The 16195-nt window shown below is 67.3% G+C and carries 17 protein-coding genes; 12 read left to right on the top strand and 5 right to left on the bottom strand.

Translation table 11 applies throughout. The features are described 5' to 3' along the window. Positions 1 to 426 precede the first annotated feature (426 nt). Both ACO07K_RS07075 and ACO07K_RS07080 read left to right on the top strand, forming a co-directional pair. Positions 427 to 1386 carry an OmpA family protein gene (locus ACO07K_RS07075; RefSeq protein WP_422029968.1) on the top strand — a complete coding sequence of 320 codons (960 nt, stop codon included), beginning with the start codon at positions 427 to 429 and terminating at the stop codon, positions 1384 to 1386. 128 nt (positions 1387 to 1514) lie between these two features. Then, on the top strand, positions 1515 to 2156 hold the full coding sequence (locus tag ACO07K_RS07080; RefSeq protein ID WP_422035202.1) for a DUF1013 domain-containing protein: 642 nt from the start codon (positions 1515 to 1517) through the stop codon (positions 2154 to 2156). A gap of 2 nt (positions 2157 to 2158) precedes the next feature. Here ACO07K_RS07080 and ACO07K_RS07085 read toward each other — a convergent pair whose 3' ends face one another. Next, positions 2159 to 3151, bottom strand: a complete 993-nt coding sequence (locus ACO07K_RS07085) for an NAD(P)H-quinone oxidoreductase (RefSeq protein WP_422035203.1) — start codon at positions 3149 to 3151, stop codon at positions 2159 to 2161. A gap of 66 nt (positions 3152 to 3217) precedes the next feature. Here ACO07K_RS07085 and ACO07K_RS07090 point away from each other — a divergent pair, with 66 nt between their 5' ends. From ACO07K_RS07090 to ACO07K_RS07120, 7 genes are all read left to right on the top strand, one after another. Then, the gene (locus ACO07K_RS07090; protein WP_422035204.1) at positions 3218 to 3406 is read left to right on the top strand and encodes a DUF1192 domain-containing protein; all 189 of its coding nucleotides are present in this window, start codon (positions 3218 to 3220) and stop codon (positions 3404 to 3406) included. 34 nt (positions 3407 to 3440) lie between these two features. Further along, positions 3441 to 4736 carry an O-acetylhomoserine aminocarboxypropyltransferase gene (locus ACO07K_RS07095; protein ID WP_422035205.1) on the top strand — a complete coding sequence of 432 codons (1296 nt, stop codon included), beginning with the start codon at positions 3441 to 3443 and terminating at the stop codon, positions 4734 to 4736. 2 nt (positions 4737 to 4738) lie between these two features. Further along, positions 4739 to 5527: an alpha/beta fold hydrolase gene (locus tag ACO07K_RS07100; RefSeq protein ID WP_422035206.1), complete on the top strand. Its 789-nt coding sequence runs from the start codon at positions 4739 to 4741 to the stop codon at positions 5525 to 5527. Further along, on the top strand, positions 5520 to 6257 hold the full coding sequence (locus tag ACO07K_RS07105; protein WP_422035207.1) for an SDR family NAD(P)-dependent oxidoreductase: 738 nt from the start codon (positions 5520 to 5522) through the stop codon (positions 6255 to 6257). Before ACO07K_RS07100 ends, ACO07K_RS07105 begins: the two co-directional genes overlap by 8 nt. A gap of 93 nt (positions 6258 to 6350) precedes the next feature. Beyond that, positions 6351 to 7106 carry a DUF169 domain-containing protein gene (locus ACO07K_RS07110; RefSeq protein WP_298307523.1) on the top strand — a complete coding sequence of 252 codons (756 nt, stop codon included), beginning with the start codon at positions 6351 to 6353 and terminating at the stop codon, positions 7104 to 7106. Position 7107: 1 nt separating this feature from the next. Continuing rightward, positions 7108 to 7590: a 2'-5' RNA ligase family protein gene (locus ACO07K_RS07115; RefSeq protein ID WP_422035208.1), complete on the top strand. Its 483-nt coding sequence runs from the start codon at positions 7108 to 7110 to the stop codon at positions 7588 to 7590. Next, positions 7587 to 8696, top strand: coding sequence for a hypothetical protein (locus tag ACO07K_RS07120; protein WP_422035209.1), 1110 nt, complete (start codon positions 7587 to 7589; stop codon positions 8694 to 8696). The genes ACO07K_RS07115 and ACO07K_RS07120 overlap by 4 nt, the downstream gene beginning before the upstream one ends. 175 nt (positions 8697 to 8871) lie before the next feature. Here the strand turns inward: ACO07K_RS07120 and sppA are convergent, their stop codons facing one another. From sppA to fabI, 4 genes are read right to left on the bottom strand one after another with little or no spacing between them, the layout of a single operon-like run. After that, positions 8872 to 10629 carry a signal peptide peptidase SppA gene (gene sppA / locus ACO07K_RS07125; protein WP_422035210.1) on the bottom strand — a complete coding sequence of 586 codons (1758 nt, stop codon included), beginning with the start codon at positions 10627 to 10629 and terminating at the stop codon, positions 8872 to 8874. 32 nt (positions 10630 to 10661) lie between these two features. Beyond that, positions 10662 to 11201 (bottom strand): hypothetical protein, encoded by a 540-nt coding sequence (locus ACO07K_RS07130; RefSeq protein ID WP_422035211.1) that lies wholly within the window; start codon positions 11199 to 11201, stop codon positions 10662 to 10664. Positions 11202 to 11210: 9 nt separating this feature from the next. Beyond that, complete coding sequence (gene aroC, locus ACO07K_RS07135; RefSeq protein ID WP_422035212.1) at positions 11211 to 12281, bottom strand: chorismate synthase; 1071 nt, start codon at positions 12279 to 12281, stop codon at positions 11211 to 11213. 18 nt (positions 12282 to 12299) lie between these two features. Beyond that, positions 12300 to 13136, bottom strand: a complete 837-nt coding sequence (gene fabI / locus ACO07K_RS07140) for an enoyl-ACP reductase FabI (RefSeq protein WP_422035213.1) — start codon at positions 13134 to 13136, stop codon at positions 12300 to 12302. Between the two features lie 77 nt (positions 13137 to 13213). Here fabI and pdxH point away from each other — a divergent pair, with 77 nt between their 5' ends. From pdxH to ACO07K_RS07155, 3 genes are read left to right on the top strand one after another with little or no spacing between them, the layout of a single operon-like run. After that, positions 13214 to 13807 carry a pyridoxamine 5'-phosphate oxidase gene (pdxH, locus tag ACO07K_RS07145; protein WP_422035214.1) on the top strand — a complete coding sequence of 198 codons (594 nt, stop codon included), beginning with the start codon at positions 13214 to 13216 and terminating at the stop codon, positions 13805 to 13807. A gap of 7 nt (positions 13808 to 13814) precedes the next feature. Next, positions 13815 to 14690: a cation diffusion facilitator family transporter gene (locus tag ACO07K_RS07150; RefSeq protein ID WP_422035215.1), complete on the top strand. Its 876-nt coding sequence runs from the start codon at positions 13815 to 13817 to the stop codon at positions 14688 to 14690. Beyond that, entirely contained in the window at positions 14687 to 16177 is a 1491-nt protein-coding gene (locus ACO07K_RS07155) for an AAA family ATPase (protein ID WP_422035216.1), read from the top strand. The genes ACO07K_RS07150 and ACO07K_RS07155 overlap by 4 nt, the downstream gene beginning before the upstream one ends. Positions 16178 to 16195 lie beyond the last annotated feature (18 nt).

The following is a 16195-nucleotide window of genomic DNA, read 5'->3' on the forward strand; positions in this document are numbered from 1 at the left end:
CAATCCCGGCGCCTCCGATCCCGACGTGCCTTTGCCCCATCCGGGACTTTCAGAAGAGTTTTCGGACAGGACTGACGTGGCCCGGCCCCTGACAGGCCCGACCCCCTTCGGCCGAGGCGAGAGCGGGGGCGGGGTCCTCGGGCTGCGGCTTCCCCTACCGGCGCAACGGGGCTCTTCGGGACAGACAACTACATCTGGTGCTCGATAGCGGGGGACGCGGCTGCCGTAAGAGTGTTTCTCCACTGCATCTGAGCCCTACTGTTGCGTCCGTGTCACACGTTTCCGGCGAGTCGGCACGGACAGGGCGGTTTGGTTGCACCGCACCAGTGGTGGTGTGTATATTCGCGAAAGTTGGCGACACGGACAGCCCGCCGACGAGCATATACAGTTTCAGTCTGCAAGTATCAGAAACGAGGGCAAGAACTCATGAAGAAGGCTCTTCTGGCGGCCGCCGCCATTGTAGCGCTGCCGGTGGCTGCGCAGGCGCAGGCCCCGCAGCCGGGTCTGTACATTGGTGCCGAGGGTGGCATCAACTGGCTGACGAACTTCACGGCGAACACGAACATTCCGGCGTTCCCGACGGTGAACGTGACCCCGCAGCTGGGCTGGATGGCCGGTGGCGTGATCGGTTACGACTTCGTTGGTCCGCGCGTTGAGTTGGAAGGCATCTATCGCTGGAACCCGACGAACGTCGGCGTGCCGAACACGGCCGTGAACAACCAGGTCGGCCAGCTGGGCATCATGGCGAACCTGCTGTACGACTTCATGCCGGGTTCGGTGATCACGCCGTATATCGGCGCTGGCGCCGGTCTGGGCCTGGTCGACGGCAACTCGTCGCTGTCGAGCACGGTTTTCGCCTATCAGGGCATCATCGGTCTCGGCTGGAACGCCGACACGAACTTCCGCGTGAACCTGGACGGCCGTTACTACGGCACGACGAACCCGCAGGTTAACGGCGTGGGTTGGACGAACAACAACTTCAGCATCATGCTGGGCCTGCAGCTGAAGTTCGGTTCGACGCCGGCCGCTCCGCCGCCGCCGCCGCCGGTCGTTGCGCCGCCGTCGTTCATGGTGTTCTTCGACTGGGATCGCGCGAACCTGTCGGCTCAGGCGCTGAACACGATCAAGCAGGCTGCCGGCGCCTACAAGACCAAGGGTAACGCCCGCATCACGGCGACGGGTCACACCGATACGTCGGGCGCGCCGGCCTACAACATGGCGCTGTCGCTGCGTCGCGCCAACGCCGTCAAGGATGCCCTGGTGCGCGAAGGCGTGCCGGCGACCGCGATCGCGGTGGTTGGCCGTGGCGAGCAGGGCCTGCTGGTGCAGACCGGCCCGAACGTCCGCGAGCCGCAGAACCGCCGCGTCGAAATCGTCATCCAGTAAGACGATCCGAAGCGTTGACTTCAGGAACGGCCGGGGGCAACCCCGGCCGTTTCCATTTTCGGCTATGTGCTTTTCGGGTTGGCGGCGGGGGAGCCGGCCTCTATATCCGGGCACAGGAGAGTGAATTCATGTCGCAAGTGTTGATGCCCAAGGCGACCGCCGTCTGGCTGGTCGAGAATACGACCCTGACCTTTGACCAGATTTCGGCCTTCACGGGCCTGCATCCGCTCGAGATCCAGGCGATCGCCGATGGCGAAGTCGCAGGCGGCATGACTGGATACGATCCGACGACCAACGGTCAGCTCACCAAGGAAGAGATCAAGCGGGCCGAGGCCGACAGCAACGCCCGGTTGAAGCTCAGCCCGCGCGACGTGCCGATGCCGCAAGCCCGCTCCAAGGGGCCGCGCTATACGCCGGTTGCCAAGCGGCAGGATCGTCCCGACGCCATCGCCTGGCTGTTGAAGACACATCCCGAACTCCAGGACAGCCAGGTCGCCAAACTCGTCGGCTCGACCAAGAGCACGGTCCAGTCGGTCAAGGACCGCACTCACTGGAACATGCAGAACCTGCGCCAGCGCGATCCGGTGACGCTCGGCCTCTGCACGCTCAAGGATTTGAACGACGCGGTCGACCGGGCGCGCCGCAAGGCCGCCCGCGAGGATGCCGCCCGCAAGAAGGGTATGGCGGATCAGGGCCACGTCGAAGAGGTCGCCGAGGAGGCCGGTCTGGATCCGGCGGAGGCCGACCAGCCCGACCTCGGCGAGCGCTAGACCTAGACGGTCATCATCACCTTGCCGACATGGTCGGCGCGCTCCAGTTCGGCATGCGCGCCGGCGGCGTCCCGCAGCGGGAACGTCTTGTAGATGATCGGCTTGATGCTGCCGGCTTCCAGCAGCGGCCAGACCTTCTCCTTCAAGCCACGCGCCATCCGGCCCTTGCTCTCGATGCTCTGCGGACGCAACGTCGAACCCGTGAGCGTGAGGCGATTGACCATCAGGAAGCCGGCGCTGATCGTGGCCGTCGCGCCACCCTGGACGGCGATCACCACGCAGCGTCCGTCCAGCTTCAAGAGCGACAGGTTCTTCGGCAGGTAGTCGCCGGCCACCATGTCGAGCACGACATCGACGCCGCCCGACAGCTTCTTGACCTCGGCCGCCCAGTCATTGTCCTTGTAGAGGATGGCGTGATCGGCCCCGAGGGCCTTCACGGCATTGGCCTTCTCCGTCGTCCGCACGGTGGTGAGCACCGTCGCGCCGAACGATTTGGCGAGCTGGATCGCCGTCGTGCCGATGCCGCTCGCGCCGCCATGGATCAGCGCGGTCTCGCCGGCCTTGAGCTGCCCACGCTCGAACAGGTTGTGCCAGACGGTGAAGTAATTCTCGGGCAGCGCCGCCGCGTGCAGCAGGTCGAAACCCTTGGGCGGCGGAAGGCACTGGGGCGCCGGCACGATGCAGTATTCGGCATAGGAGCCGCCCGGCGTCAGCGCACAGATCTCGTCGCCGACGCTCCAGCCACTGACTCCTTCGCCGAGTTCGGCAACGGTGCCGGCGGCTTCGAGGCCTGGCAGGTCCGAGGCGCCCGGCGGCGGGGCGTAGTTGCCCATGCGCTGCGCGATGTCGGGCCGGTTGACCGCGGTCGCGGCGACCTTGATCAGGATTTCGCCCGCCTTCGGCCGCGGCACCGGCCGGGTCGCCGGCACCAGGACCTCCGGGCCGCCATACCGAGTGATCTCGATGCAGGTCATCGTGGCGGGGAGGGCACTCATGGTCGGCCTTTCGAAGCGGGTGGAGCGGTGCTAGTCCTGCCTTAGCCGCTTCCGTGGAGACGCGCCATGGCCTTCGAACTCGACGATCTCGACCCCCGACAGAAGAAGACACAACCGAGGAATCTCGACGTCATGAACGTCGAGGACCTCGAGGAATACGTCCTCGTTCTCAAGGCCGAGCTCGAGCGCGCCCAAGCCAAGATCGAGGCCAAGCGGAGCCATGCCGCGGCGGCAGCTTCGCTGTTCAAGAAATAAGGCGGCAAAGATCGCCCGCCGAAAGGGAGACGACGTGGTCGAAGCCAAGTTCCTGAAGCCCGACACGCTGGCGCTGCATGCCGGCCAGCATCCCGATCCGGCGACCGGGGCACGCGCGGTTCCGATCTATCAGACGACGTCCTTCGTGTTCCGCGACGTCGACCACGCCGCCAGCCTCTTCAACCTCGAAGTCGGCGGCCACATCTACAGCCGCATCTCCAATCCCACAGTCTCGGTGTTCGAGGAGCGGGTGGCGGCGCTCGAAGAGGGATCGGGTGCGCTCGCGGTGTCGAGCGGCCAGGCGGCGCTGCACATCGCCATCGCGACGCTGATGGGCGCGGGCAATCACATCGTGGCCTCAACGTCGCTCTACGGCGGCACGCGCAACATGCTGGCGCTCACCCTGCCGCGCTTCGGCATCGAGACGACGTTCGTCCATCCGCGCGACCATGAAGGGTTCCGCAGGGCCATCCGGCCGCAGACGCGGCTCGTGCTGGGAGAGACCATCGGCAATCCGGGCGGCGAGGTGCTCGACATTCCGGCCATCGCCGCCATCGCCCACGAAGCGAAGATCCCGCTGATGATCGACAATACCTTCGCCTCGCCGATCCTGTGCAAGCCGCTGACCCTGGGGGCCGACATCGTCTTCCACTCGGCGACCAAGTTCATCGGCGGCCATGGCGTGGCGATCGGCGGCGTGATCGTCGAGTCCGGCCGCTTCGACTGGGAGCGGTCGGGCAAGTTCCCGACACTCACCGAACCCTATGCCGGCTATCACGGCATCGACTTCGCCGAGGAATTCGGTCCGCACGCCTTCGTGATGCGCGCCCGCACCGAGGGCGTGCGCGACTTCGGCTGCTGCCTGTCGCCGCAGAATGCCTTCTATCTCATCCAGGGTCTCGAGACCTTGCCGCTGCGCGTCGCCCGCCACGGCGAGAATGCGCGCAAGGTGATGGCGTTCCTGACGTCCAATCCCGCGGTCGAGCGCATCGCCTCACCCGACATGCCCGATCATCCCGACCATGCGCTGGCGCAGAGGATGCTGCCCAAGGGCACGGGGTCGATCTTCAGCTTCGACATCAAGGGCGGGCGCGAGGCCGGCCGACGCTTCATCGAGCGGCTGAAGATCTTCTCGCACCTCGCCAACGTGGGCGACGCCAAGTCGCTGGTGATCCACCCTGCCTCGACGACGCACGCCCAGCTCGATGCGGAGGCGCTTGCGCAGGCGGGCATCGGCGAGGGGATGATCCGGCTCTCCGTGGGCCTCGAGGATGCCGAGGACCTGATTGACGATCTCGGACAGGCGCTGCGCGCCTCGCAGAAGGGCTGACCATGAAGCTCACCGTCGATGGCCGCACCGTCTTCGCGACGACGGGTGGCACCGAATTCGATGCGGCCAAGCCCGCGATCGTCTTCCTCCATGGTGCCGGTTTCGACCGCACAGCGTGGCGCCTGCAGACGCGCTGGTTCGCCAACCATGGCCGCGCCATCCTGGCCGTCGACTTCCCGGCGCATGGCTGGTCGGACGGGCTGGCGCTCGACAGTATCGGCGCGATGGCCGACTGGACGGCGCGCCTGATCGAGGCGGCCGGCCTGAAGCAGGCAGCCCTCGTCGGCCATTCGATGGGCGCGCTGGTCGCCCTCGACTGCGCGGCGCGCCATGGCGACAAGGTGCGGGCGCTCGGCCTGTGCGGCGTCGCCTCGGAGATGCCGGTCCATCCCGAGATGCTGGAGTCTGCCAAGGCCAACACGACGAAGGTGCAGGAACTCATGACCTTCTGGGGCATGGGCAATGCGCTCCACAAAGGCGGCATGGTCTCGCCCGGACTATGGCTGCGCCGCGAGTCGCTCGCGGTGCTGGCGGGCAACGCGCCGGACGTGATCCATACCGACCTGGCCGCCTGCAACGCCTACAAGGACGCGCCGGCGCGGGCGGCTGCCGTGAAGTGCCCAACCGTGTTCGTTCTGGGCGACGGCGATCTCATGACGCCTGCCGCCAAGGCCAGGTCGCTGATCGCCGCCATCGCCGGATCGAACGCGGTCGTGATCCCCAACTGCGGACACTTCATGATGGTGGAGCGGCCCGACGAAACGCTGGAGGCTTTGAAGTCCTGTGTCTGATCGCGTTGCTCTCGTCACCGGCTCGACCTCCGGGATCGGCGCTGCCATCGCGCGCCGTCTGGCGCACGACGGCTACACCGTAGCGCTTCATTCGCGTAGTTCTGCCGAGGTCGGAAAGGCGATGGTCGCCGAGCTGCCGCGCGCGAGTTATCACCAGGCCGATCTCGGCGACGAGACGGCGGCGCGCGGCCTCGTCGCGTCGGTCCTCGAGGCGCATGGCCGGCTCGACGTGCTGGTGAACAATGCCGGCCTGTCGATCCGCATCCCGCACACGGACCTGAAGGCCGCGACGCCGGCGCTTTGGCGGCAGATGCTCGACGTCAACCTGATCGCGCCCTTCGTGCTGACGGCGGAGGCCGAAAGCGCGCTGCGGCAGTCCGCATCAAGCGGCCGTCCGGCGAGCATCGTCAACATCGGCACGCATGCCGGCTCGCGGCCCAAGGGCTCGTCGATCCCGTATGCGGCGTCGAAGGCGGCGCTGCATCACGTGACCAAGCTGCTGGCGCTGTCGCTGGGGCCTGACATCCGCGTCAATGCCGTGGCGCCGGGCCTCGTCGAAACGCCGATGACGGCGAACTGGCCCGACATGCTGGAGATGTGGAAAGCGAAGTCGCCCATGAAGCGCCCCGCGAAGCCCGAGGACATTGCCGATCTGGTGGCCGCCCTCTGCGCCAACGATTACGTTACCGGAGAGATCGTCATCGCCGACGGTGGGTTGAACCTCACCTAGCCAGACACGGAGGAAACAACAATGAACGTCCAGACGCTGCCGCCGGGCTACAAGACCGCCCCTTGGACACCGCCCGAGACCATCACCGGCGCCATGCTGGCCGAGGCGAGCAACAAGCTCATCGAGTTGCTGCGCATCCGCACCCAGCCGATCGGCATGCGCCTGTTCGAAGACCCGGCCGAGATGGACAAGATCAAGGGCGTCCGCAAGCCGACCGAAGGCTTCAAGTTCACCATGTGCCAGATGGTGACGCAGTCGCGCTGGTACGGCTTCACCTTGGGCATCACCGTCGACAATACGCGCGGCGGCAATTGCGGCGGCGTCGTGGGCCTCAACCATCCGGGCGAGGGCTTTCTCTCCGGCGATCACATGAACGGCGTCTGGTTCGGCAACAAGGAAGCCTCGGCCGCGCATCAGGCGCAGATGCCGCGCGTGCCGGATGGCAAGTACAACGGCCTGGTCGTGGCGCCGCTGCGCTCGGCGCGTCTCGACCCGCCGGACATCTGCCTGTTCTACGGCACGCCCGGCCAGATGATCTATTTCATCAACGGCCTGCAGTATCACCGCTATCGCCGCTACGACTTCACGGTGACGGGCGAGAGCGCCTGCGCCGATTCCTGGGGACGGGCGCTCGCCACGCGCCAGACCTCGCTGTCGCTGCCGTGCTTCGCCGAGCGCCGCTACGGCGGCGTCGCCGACGACGAGCTGCTGATGGCCTGCCCGCCGGACGAACTGCTGCGGGCGGTCGAGGGCATGGGCCATCTCGGCAAGAACGGCCTGCGCTATCCGTTCCCGCCCTATGGGGCAGTGATGGATCCGGCGCTGGGCATGGCCAAGAGCTACAGCTGAGATGCTCTACGTCGTGGCCTGGCCGGTGCTCGGCGAGGCCGACGACACGGCGCTGCGCCGGTTGCGGGCGCAGTACCATCCGCAGGAAGCCGGTCTGATCGGCCCGCACTTCACCCTGGTGTTCGGCGCTGCGGCCGAACGCGAGGAAGAGCTGCGCACGGCGCTGCGGGGCGTCACGCAACGGCCCTTCTGGTTCATGATCGACCGTATCGTCCGATCCGACCTCTATCTCTATGCCGAGCCGTCCGATGGCGCGGCGGAGCTTCAGACGTTGCATGAGACGCTCAATCCGGCACCGGGCAGCGAGCCGTTCGAGCCGCACATCACGCTTGGCCGCTTCCGCAGCGCTGCCGAGGCCGAGCAGGTGGCGCGCATCGTCGGGCGACAGAACCTGCCGATGACCGGACGGATCGAGGAGCTGGCGCTGCTGCGGCGAGCGGGCGACGTGCTTGAAACGGTGGCCGGCATCCGCCTCGGCGCATGAAGATCCTGCGCCGGATCCTGCTCGCGCTCCTGGCCGGCCTCGTGCTGTTGCTGTTCTTCGGACGCCCGATGGTCTGGGCGGAAGCCACGCTGCTGATGTGGGACATTGCGGCGGGGGGCGAGCCGGCCTGGTTGCAGGAGGTGACCGCGCCGCCCGGCGAACAACCGATGCACTGGGACGGCGGGGAGGGCGATCTCTATCTGCCGGCGAGCCAGGCGCGCGCCGCGATGGTCCTCGTGCCGGGCGCTGCCGTGCTGGGACGTGACGAGCCGAGGCTGCAGGCCTTAGCGCGCAGCCTCGCACGGGTGGGGTTTGCCGTGCTGGTGCCGGAGCTGCCGGAAGTGCGCCAGCTCGTCCTGTCCCGGGCCGATGGCGACCGGGTGGCCGATGCCCTGCGTCAGTTGCACAAGCGCCTGCCCGATCTGCCGCTCGGCGTCGCGGCCATCTCCTACGCCGCCGGGCCCGCCATCATCGCCGCGACCCAGGACGATCTCGCCCCGCATATCGCCTTTGTCGTCGCCATCGGCGGCTACCGCGACGCCTACACGACCATCCGCTTCGTCACCACCGGCGCCTTCCGGCCGAGAGGCGACAGCCGGGAATTCCGGGTCGAGCCGAACGCCTACGGTCGCTGGGCGATCCTGCGTGCCAATGCCGGGCGGCTCGACGATCCGGTGGACGCCCGTCTGCTGGAACAGATCGCGCTCCGCCGCTTGCGCGACCGCGACGCCGACATATCGCGAGAGTCCGCGATGCTGGGGCCACAGGGGCGCGCGGTCCTGGCGCTGGTGGACAATTGCGATCCCGATGCCGTCAATCGCCTGATCGAGGAACTCCCCGAGAGCGTGCGCCGCGAGATCGATGGTCTCAATCTCGCCTTCTACGATCTGTCGAAGCTGCGCGGCCATCTCATCCTGGTGCATGGCCGCACCGATCCCATGGTGCCCTACAGCGAGAGCCAGGACCTTGCCGTGGCGGCGTCCAAGGCGCGTGTGTCTCTGTTCCTGATCGACGATATCGGCCACGTCGAATTCACGGCGGTGAACGTCGCCAATGCCTGGAAGATGTGGCAGGCGATCGTCGCGCTGCTGGAAGAGCGGCGCTAGAGTATTTCCCCTTCAAGTCGACCCGCACCACCTCATCCTGAGGAGCGGCCGCAGGCCGCGTCTCGAAGGATCGGCAACAGGCATGGTGCTCGTGCCAATGCGTCGAGACGCGCTCCATCGGAGCGCTCCTCAGCATGAGGTTGGTGGTGGTGATTCGATCGGAATCGCAAAGACCTTAATGCCAGAGCGGCGGTTGCGGCGGCAGGCGGACGTTGCCGGGCCGGGTCGCCACGCCGAACTTCGCCAGGACCTCACGAACCTCGCGCGGCATCGCCAGGTTCGGAGACGCCGTCACGCCCGCGAGCTTGAACAGGCGATCGATGAAGCGTTGCAGACGGTCGGCCTCGTCGGGATAGCGGCGGATCTCGACCTTGCGGCCCTCGTCGATCCCGGCCTTTGCCTTGGCGATGCTGAGGGCGAGCTGCAGGCCGCCCAGTTCGTCCACGAGACCGGCGCGCTTGGCGTCGATGCCGCTGAACACCCGCCCGCGGGCGGCCGCGTCGATGCGGTTGGCGTCGAGGTTGCGAGACTCCGCCACCTGGGCGGTGAAGGCGGCATAGATGACGTCAAGTTCGCGATTGATCGCGGCGCGCTGGGCCGGCGTCGGCGGCTGGAAGGTCGAATGCATGCCCGCGTTGCGGCCGACCGATACACGTTCGACATTCACGCCGAGTGAGGTCAGTAGCTCCTGGGCCATCGGCCAGATGGTGAACACGCCGATCGAGGCGGTGATGGTCGTCGGCTGGGCGACGATGACCTCGCCACGTACGGCGGCGAGGTAGCCGCCCGACGCCGCGATGTCGCCCATCGACACGATCACCGGCTTGCCGGCGGCACGCGCGCGGCCGACCGCATCGGCGATTGCGTCGGCCGCGGGATAGGTGCCGCCGGGCGAGTCGATGCGCAGCACGATCGCCCGCACGTCCTTGGCCTGCGCCGCGTTCTCCAGCGCCTCGACGACGTCCTCCGAATTGGCCATGGCCTCGTCCTCGAGGGGGCTGCCGTTGCCTGTCCCGGAGGCGATCGCGCCGCTGGCGCGCACCAGGGCGATGACCTCGCCGCTGGTCTTGGGCCGCGCCTCGTCGCCGGCATACTCCGCGAGCGTCACGAGATCGCGCTTGCCGTTGGCCCGCTGATAGACCTCTTCGAGCACATCGGTGCGATAGCCGATCTTGTCGACGAGACCGTCGCGACGGGCCTGCTCGGACTCGTGCGGCGCGGTGTCGATCAGGCGGCGAAGCTGGCCGGCCTCCATCTTGCGATCGCGGGCGACGTCGGCGATGAACTGGTCGAACAGGCTGTCGATGAGCTGCTGCAGGTTCTCGCGGGCGGGGCGGGTATAGCCGGTCTCGAGGAACGAATCGGGCGCGCTCTTGTATTCATAGCGCTTGCCGCCCTCGACCTTGACGCCGAGCTTGTCGAGGCCGCCCTTGAGGAAGGGCGTCTCGACGGCGATGCCGGTGACGCCGAAGCCGCCACTCGGTTGCAGCCAGATCTGGTCGAGCGCGGCCGCGAGATAATAGTCGGCGACGTGGGTGCCGCCGCTGCCCAGGGATTCGGCGAAGCCGACCGCGAACTTGCCCTTGCCCCGGAAGTGGGCGATCGCCTGGCGCAGCTCCTGGACGCGCGCCAGTCCGCCTTCCTCGTCGCCGATCTCGACGTACAGGCCGACGATGCGCGGATCGTCCGCCGCCTGCCACAGAAGCTGCACGGTCTCGACGATGTCGCGCGAGCCGCCGAACAGCCCGCCGCTCAGCAGGCCGGTCGAGGTCGTTTCCGGCGGCAGCGCGCGCAGGTCCAGCGACAGCACCATCTGCTGCGGCAGCGGCTTGGGCGAGAAGGGACCCGAGGCGAAGAAAGCCACGCCGGCGACCACCGCCAGCAGGACGAGGGTGCCGATGGTCGCAAGGAAGCCGACGATGAAACGCCGCATGCGAGAGTTCCCCTCTTGTGACTGAGTGCTGACTAGGAGCGAACGAGATTCGGCCGGAACGCCTTTATGGCGTCAAGCATCGTCATGGCAGTTGTCTCGAGTCCGTTGTCGCGGACGACGACGGCTGCCGGGACGCCGCGGATCGGGCGCAGACTGTCATCGACGTTGAACTGGGAAAGGCGCAGGTCTGCTGCGAGGAAGGCGTGCGGTTCGACGCCGATCTGCAGCTGGGCGCGCATCGCCAGGCGGCGAATCCGCACCCACTCGATGTCGGACCAGGCGATGCGGGCATTGCGGCCGAAACCCAGCGCTATGCCCTCATGGTCGATCACGACCTGAGGCGTGCGGTCCAGAGCGCGACTGAGGCCCAGATAGATGTAATAGACCATGATCAGCGCCAGGAGAGAGAACATCACGAAGCGTGGGTCTCTCAGCGACAGCGTCGGCGCGTTGGCGGACTCTCCCGACGTGAAATGCGCGACGGCCGAGCCGATCATCAGCAGCGAGACGGCCGCCATCCCAACATTGTGGAGGGTGCCGTAGCGCACCTGCAGGGCTTGCCGCGCGGCCACCTCGGCGCGCTAGCCGGCCTGCGCGCGATGGCGCAGCAGATGGTCCGCGAGGACGCAGGCCATCATCGCTTCGGCGACCGGCGTGCCGCGGATGCCGACGCAGGGATCGTGGCGGCCCTTGGTGCGCAATTCGATCTCGCGGCCGTTGCGGTCGACGCTGCGGACTGGAGTCAGGATCGAGCTGGTCGGCTTGACCGCAAGACGACAGACGATGTCCTGGCCGGTCGAGATGCCGCCCAGAATGCCGCCGGCATGGTTGCTCAGGAAGGCGGGGTGGCCATCCTCCATGCGCATCTCGTCGGCATTCTCCTCGCCGCTCATCGCCGCCGCGCCGAAACCGTCGCCGATCTCCACGCCTTTCACGGCATTGATGCTCATCAGCGCCTTGGCCAGGTCGGCGTCGAGCTTGTCGTAGACCGGATCGCCGAGACCCACGGGCACGCCCGAGGCCACGACCTCGATCACCGCGCCGCACGAGCTGCCGCGCTTGCGCACATCGTCCAGGTAGCCTTCCCAGTTCTGCGCCGCCTGACGGTCGGGACACCAGAAGGGATTGTCCCCGGTCGCGTCCCAATCCCAGTTGGCGCGGTCGATCTTCTGCGTGCCGATCTGGACCACGGCGCCGCGGATGGCGACGCCATCACCCAGGATCTTGCGCGCGATCGCCCCGGCGGCGACACGCACGGCGGTCTCGCGCGCCGACTGGCGGCCGCCGCCGCGATAGTCGCGCACGCCGTACTTCATTTGATAGGTGTAGTCCGCGTGGGACGGGCGGAACTGGTCCTTGATCTCGCCGTAGTCGCGGCTGCGCTGGTCGACATTGTCGATGTGCAGGCCGATCGGCGTGCCGGTCGTGACGCCTTCGAACACGCCGGACAGGATCTTCACCGTGTCCGGTTCCTGGCGCTGGGTGACGAAGCGCGACTGGCCCGGGCGGCGCTTGTCCATCCACACCTGGATGTCGGCCTCGCTGAGCGGGATGCGCGACGGCGCGCCGTCGACCACGCAGCCGATCGCGGGCCCGTGGCTTTCGCCCCAGCTGGTGAACCGGAAGAGGGTACCGAAACTGCTGCCGGCCATGGCCGCCGGCCTCCTGTACTACTCGCCTTCGAAGTTGCCGAGCAATTCGGCGATCTGCTTCGCGGACGAGGTGTTGATCATGCCGACGACATGGTAGCCGGCATCGACGTGCATCACTTCACCGGTCACACCGGTGCCGAGATCGGACAGGAGATAGAGGCCGGCATTGCCGACTTCCTCGGTCGTGACGTTGCGCTTCAGCGGAGAGTTGAGCTCGTTCCACTTCAGGATGTAACGGCCGTCGTTGATGCCGGCGAACGCCAGCGTCTTGATCGGGCCGGCCGAGATCGCATTGACGCGAATCTTCTGCTCGCCCAGATCGGCCGCCAGGTAGCGCACGCTCGCCTCGAGGGCGGCCTTGGCCACGCCCATGACGTTGTAGTGCGGGATCACCCGCTCGGCGCCGTAGTAGGTGAGGGTGAGCAGGCTGCCGCCGTCCTTCATCAGCGGCACGGCGCGCTGCGCCACCGCGGTGAAGGAGTAGACGCTCACGTTCATCGTGAGGGTGAAATTGTCGGACGAGGTGTCGAGGTAGCGGCCGCGCAGCTCGTCCTTGTTGGAGAAGGCGATCGCGTGGACGACGAAGTCGAGCTTGCCCCATTCCTTCTCCAGCTTGGCAAAGACGGCGTCGATGCTGGCGGGGTTGGTCACGTCGCACGGCTCGATGATCTTGGCGCCGATCGAGTTGGCCAGCGGCCGCACACGCTTCTCCAGGGCCTCGCCCTGGAAAGTGAAGGCAACCTCGGCCCCCTGGTCGTGGCAGGCCTTGGCGATCCCCCAAGCGATCGAGCGTTCGTTGGCGACGCCCATTACGAGGCCTTTTTTACCGGCCATCAGTTGTGCAGCTACGGTCATGCCTCGTTCTAGCTGGGGAAAGGTATTGGGACAAGATGCCGGTGGTGGAACGCGCCCGCCCCCCTCATATTGTGGTCATGATCAGGGAAACTACCGATCCGCTTGAGCTTTTCGCCGCCTGGTACGGCGAAGCCGCCACTTCCGAGCCCAACGACCCCTCCGCCATGGCCCTGGCCACGGTCGGTCCGGACGGCACGCCCGCCGTACGAATGGTCCTTTTGAAGGACTATGACGCCGACGGTTTCGTGTTTTACACAAACTATGAAAGCCGGAAGGGCAACCACCTCCTTGCCCATCCCAAGGCAGCGCTGCTTTTCCACTGGAAGTCGCTGCGGCGCCAGGTTCGCCTCGAGGGGCCGGTCACCCAGACGACCGCTGCAGAGGCCGACGCCTATTTCGCGAGCCGGGCGCGGGGAAGCCAGATCGGCGCCTGGGCGTCGGAACAGTCGCGGCCGCTGGAGAGCCGGTTCGCGCTGGAGAAGCGGGTGGCGGAGTATGGCGCCCGGCACGTGATCGGCACGGTGCCGCGGCCGCCGCACTGGTCGGGCTTCCGCCTGCAGCCGACCCTGATCGAATTCTGGCAGGACGGCGCCTTCCGCCTGCACGACCGGCTGGAATATCGCCGCGGCGCTCCCGCGGAGCCGTGGACCACGCGAACCCTCTATCCCTGAGCGCGTGATGGCAATGGAGCCCCAACGGCTGATGCGACTGGCGACCGTCGCTTCGATGTCGACGGCGCTCATCCTGATCGTTGCCAAGTTGGTGGCCTGGCGGCTCACCGATTCGGTGAGCATGCTGTCGTCGCTGGTCGATACGTCGCTCGACCTCGTCAGCTCGATGGTGACCTTCTTCGCCGTCCGGCAATCCCTCGTGCCGGCCGACGACAATCATCGTTTCGGTCATGGCAAGGCCGAGGGACTGGCGGGACTGATCCAGGCCGGGTTCATTGCCGCCTCGGGCTGTGCGCTCCTGGTCGCGATCGCCGAGCGGCTGGGCGATCCCAAGCAGGTCCGTGACGAGGAAATCGGCCTTGTCGTCAGTGTGTTGGCGGTCGGACTTACGCTGTGCCTCGTCACGTTCCAGAAGTACGTTGTGCGGCGCAGCGGCTCGCTCGCCATCAATGCCGACATGGCGCACTACAGCACCGATCTGGTGGCCACGCTGGTCACCGGCGCGGGCGTTTTCCTGTCGGGCTTGCTCGACCAGCCGCTGATCGACAGCGGCGTGGCGGGACTGGTGGCGCTCTACCTTCTGCATGGCGCCTGGAACGTCGGCCGGGAGTCGCTGAACGTGTTGATGGATCACGAGCTGCCGGCGCAGGACAGCCGGAAGATCGAGGCGATCGCACGGGCGCATCCCGGCGTGAAGGACGTGCACGATCTGAAGACCCGGTCGAGCGGGCTCACCAAGTTCATCCAGCTCCATATCGAGGTCGATCGTGACCTCTCGGTCGTGCTGGGCCACGCCATCGGCCTCGAGGTCCAGGCCGAGATTGCGAGGGCCTTTCCCGGCGCCGAGATCATCCTGCACGTCGATCCGTCTCCCGCCCCATGAACACGCGTCCTTCCTTCATCGTCGAGGACCAGTCCGAGACGATTGCGTTTCTCGACGCCGAGCTGAATCCGGAGCGCAGGATCGACACGCACGGCGCCATCGTCTTCCTGTGCCGGGAGCGCGCCTACAAGCTGAAGCGGGCCGTGAAGTTCCCCTACATGGACTTTTCGACCGAGGGACGTCGGGCAGCGATGTGCGCCGCGGAGATCGACGTGAACCGGCGATCGGCGCCCGAGATCTACCTGGGTGTCGCGCCCGTCCTCAGGCGCAACGGCAAGCTGGCGCTGGGCGAGGTCGGTGAAACCTCCGGACAGGCGGTCGACTGGCTGGTGGTGATGCGGCGTTTCGACGAGGAGGGGCTGCTCGACCGCATGGCAGCGCGGGGCGCGCTGACGCCGGCGCTCATGGCCGCCCTTGGCGCGCGCGTGGCGCAGTTTCATGACGGGTTGCCGGCCATCGCCTCGGGCTTCTGTTCGCCCGACGACTATCGCCATTCGGTGGCCGCCGATGTCCGCCAGATGCGCGAGGCGGGGGACCGTCTCGATCCGCCGACCAGCGAGGCGCTGGCCGAGGCGATGCCGCGGTCGCTCGAACCCTTCGTCGATCTGGTGGCGCGCCGCGTCGCAGCCGGCGCGATCCGCCGCTGCCATGGCGACCTGCACCTGCGCAACATCGTGAGCCTGAACGGCCAGCCCGTGCCATTCGACGCCATCGAATTCTCCGACAAGATCGCCAACATCGACGTGCTCTACGATCTCGCCTTCGCGCTCATGGACCTGGCGCGACAGGGGCTGGGAGCGCTGGCCAACCGCCTGCTGAACGAATGGCTGTGGCGGGTCGGCGAAGTCGAGAGCGCCTCGCATGAGGAGGCGCTGGCGCTGCTGCCGATGTTCCTCGCCCGCCGCGCCGCGATCCGCGCCTATGTCGATTCGGCCGTCACGGCCGTCAGCGGCGCCGACAACGCGCCGGCTCGCGCCTACCAGAAGGCGGCGCTGGCCTTCCTGCAGCCCGCGCCGCCGCGGCTGGTCGCGATCGGCGGCCTGTCGGGCAGTGGCAAGACCACGCTCGCGCTGAAGTTTGCCCCGGAGATCGGCCGCACCCCCGGCGCCGTCGTCGTGCGGACCGATGTCGAACGCAAGCGACAGGCGGGTGTGGCCCTGGAAGAGCGCATGCCGGCGGGCAGCTATTCACCGGAGGCGTCCGCTCGAATTTACGCGGCGTGTCTCGCGCGTGCCGAGCGCGTGCTGCGGGCGGGGCACAGCGTCGTGCTCGATGCCGTCTTCGCCCGGCCCGAGGAACGCGCTGCGGCCGAGGCGCTGGCGCGCACGGTCGGGGTGCCGTTCCAGGGCATCTGGCTCGACGTCCCCAAGGACGTGGCGCAGCAGCGCGTGACGGACCGCAAGGGCGACGCCTCCGACGCCACGGCGTCCGTGGTCGAGCGCCAGTTCGACTACGATCTCGGAAACATCGGCTGGGAGCGCCGCTGACCTCGGCTTGACGGCAAT

Origin of the sequence: Reyranella sp. (assembly GCF_965228225.1) — a bacterium.
Lineage (GTDB): Bacteria > Pseudomonadota > Alphaproteobacteria > Reyranellales > Reyranellaceae > Reyranella.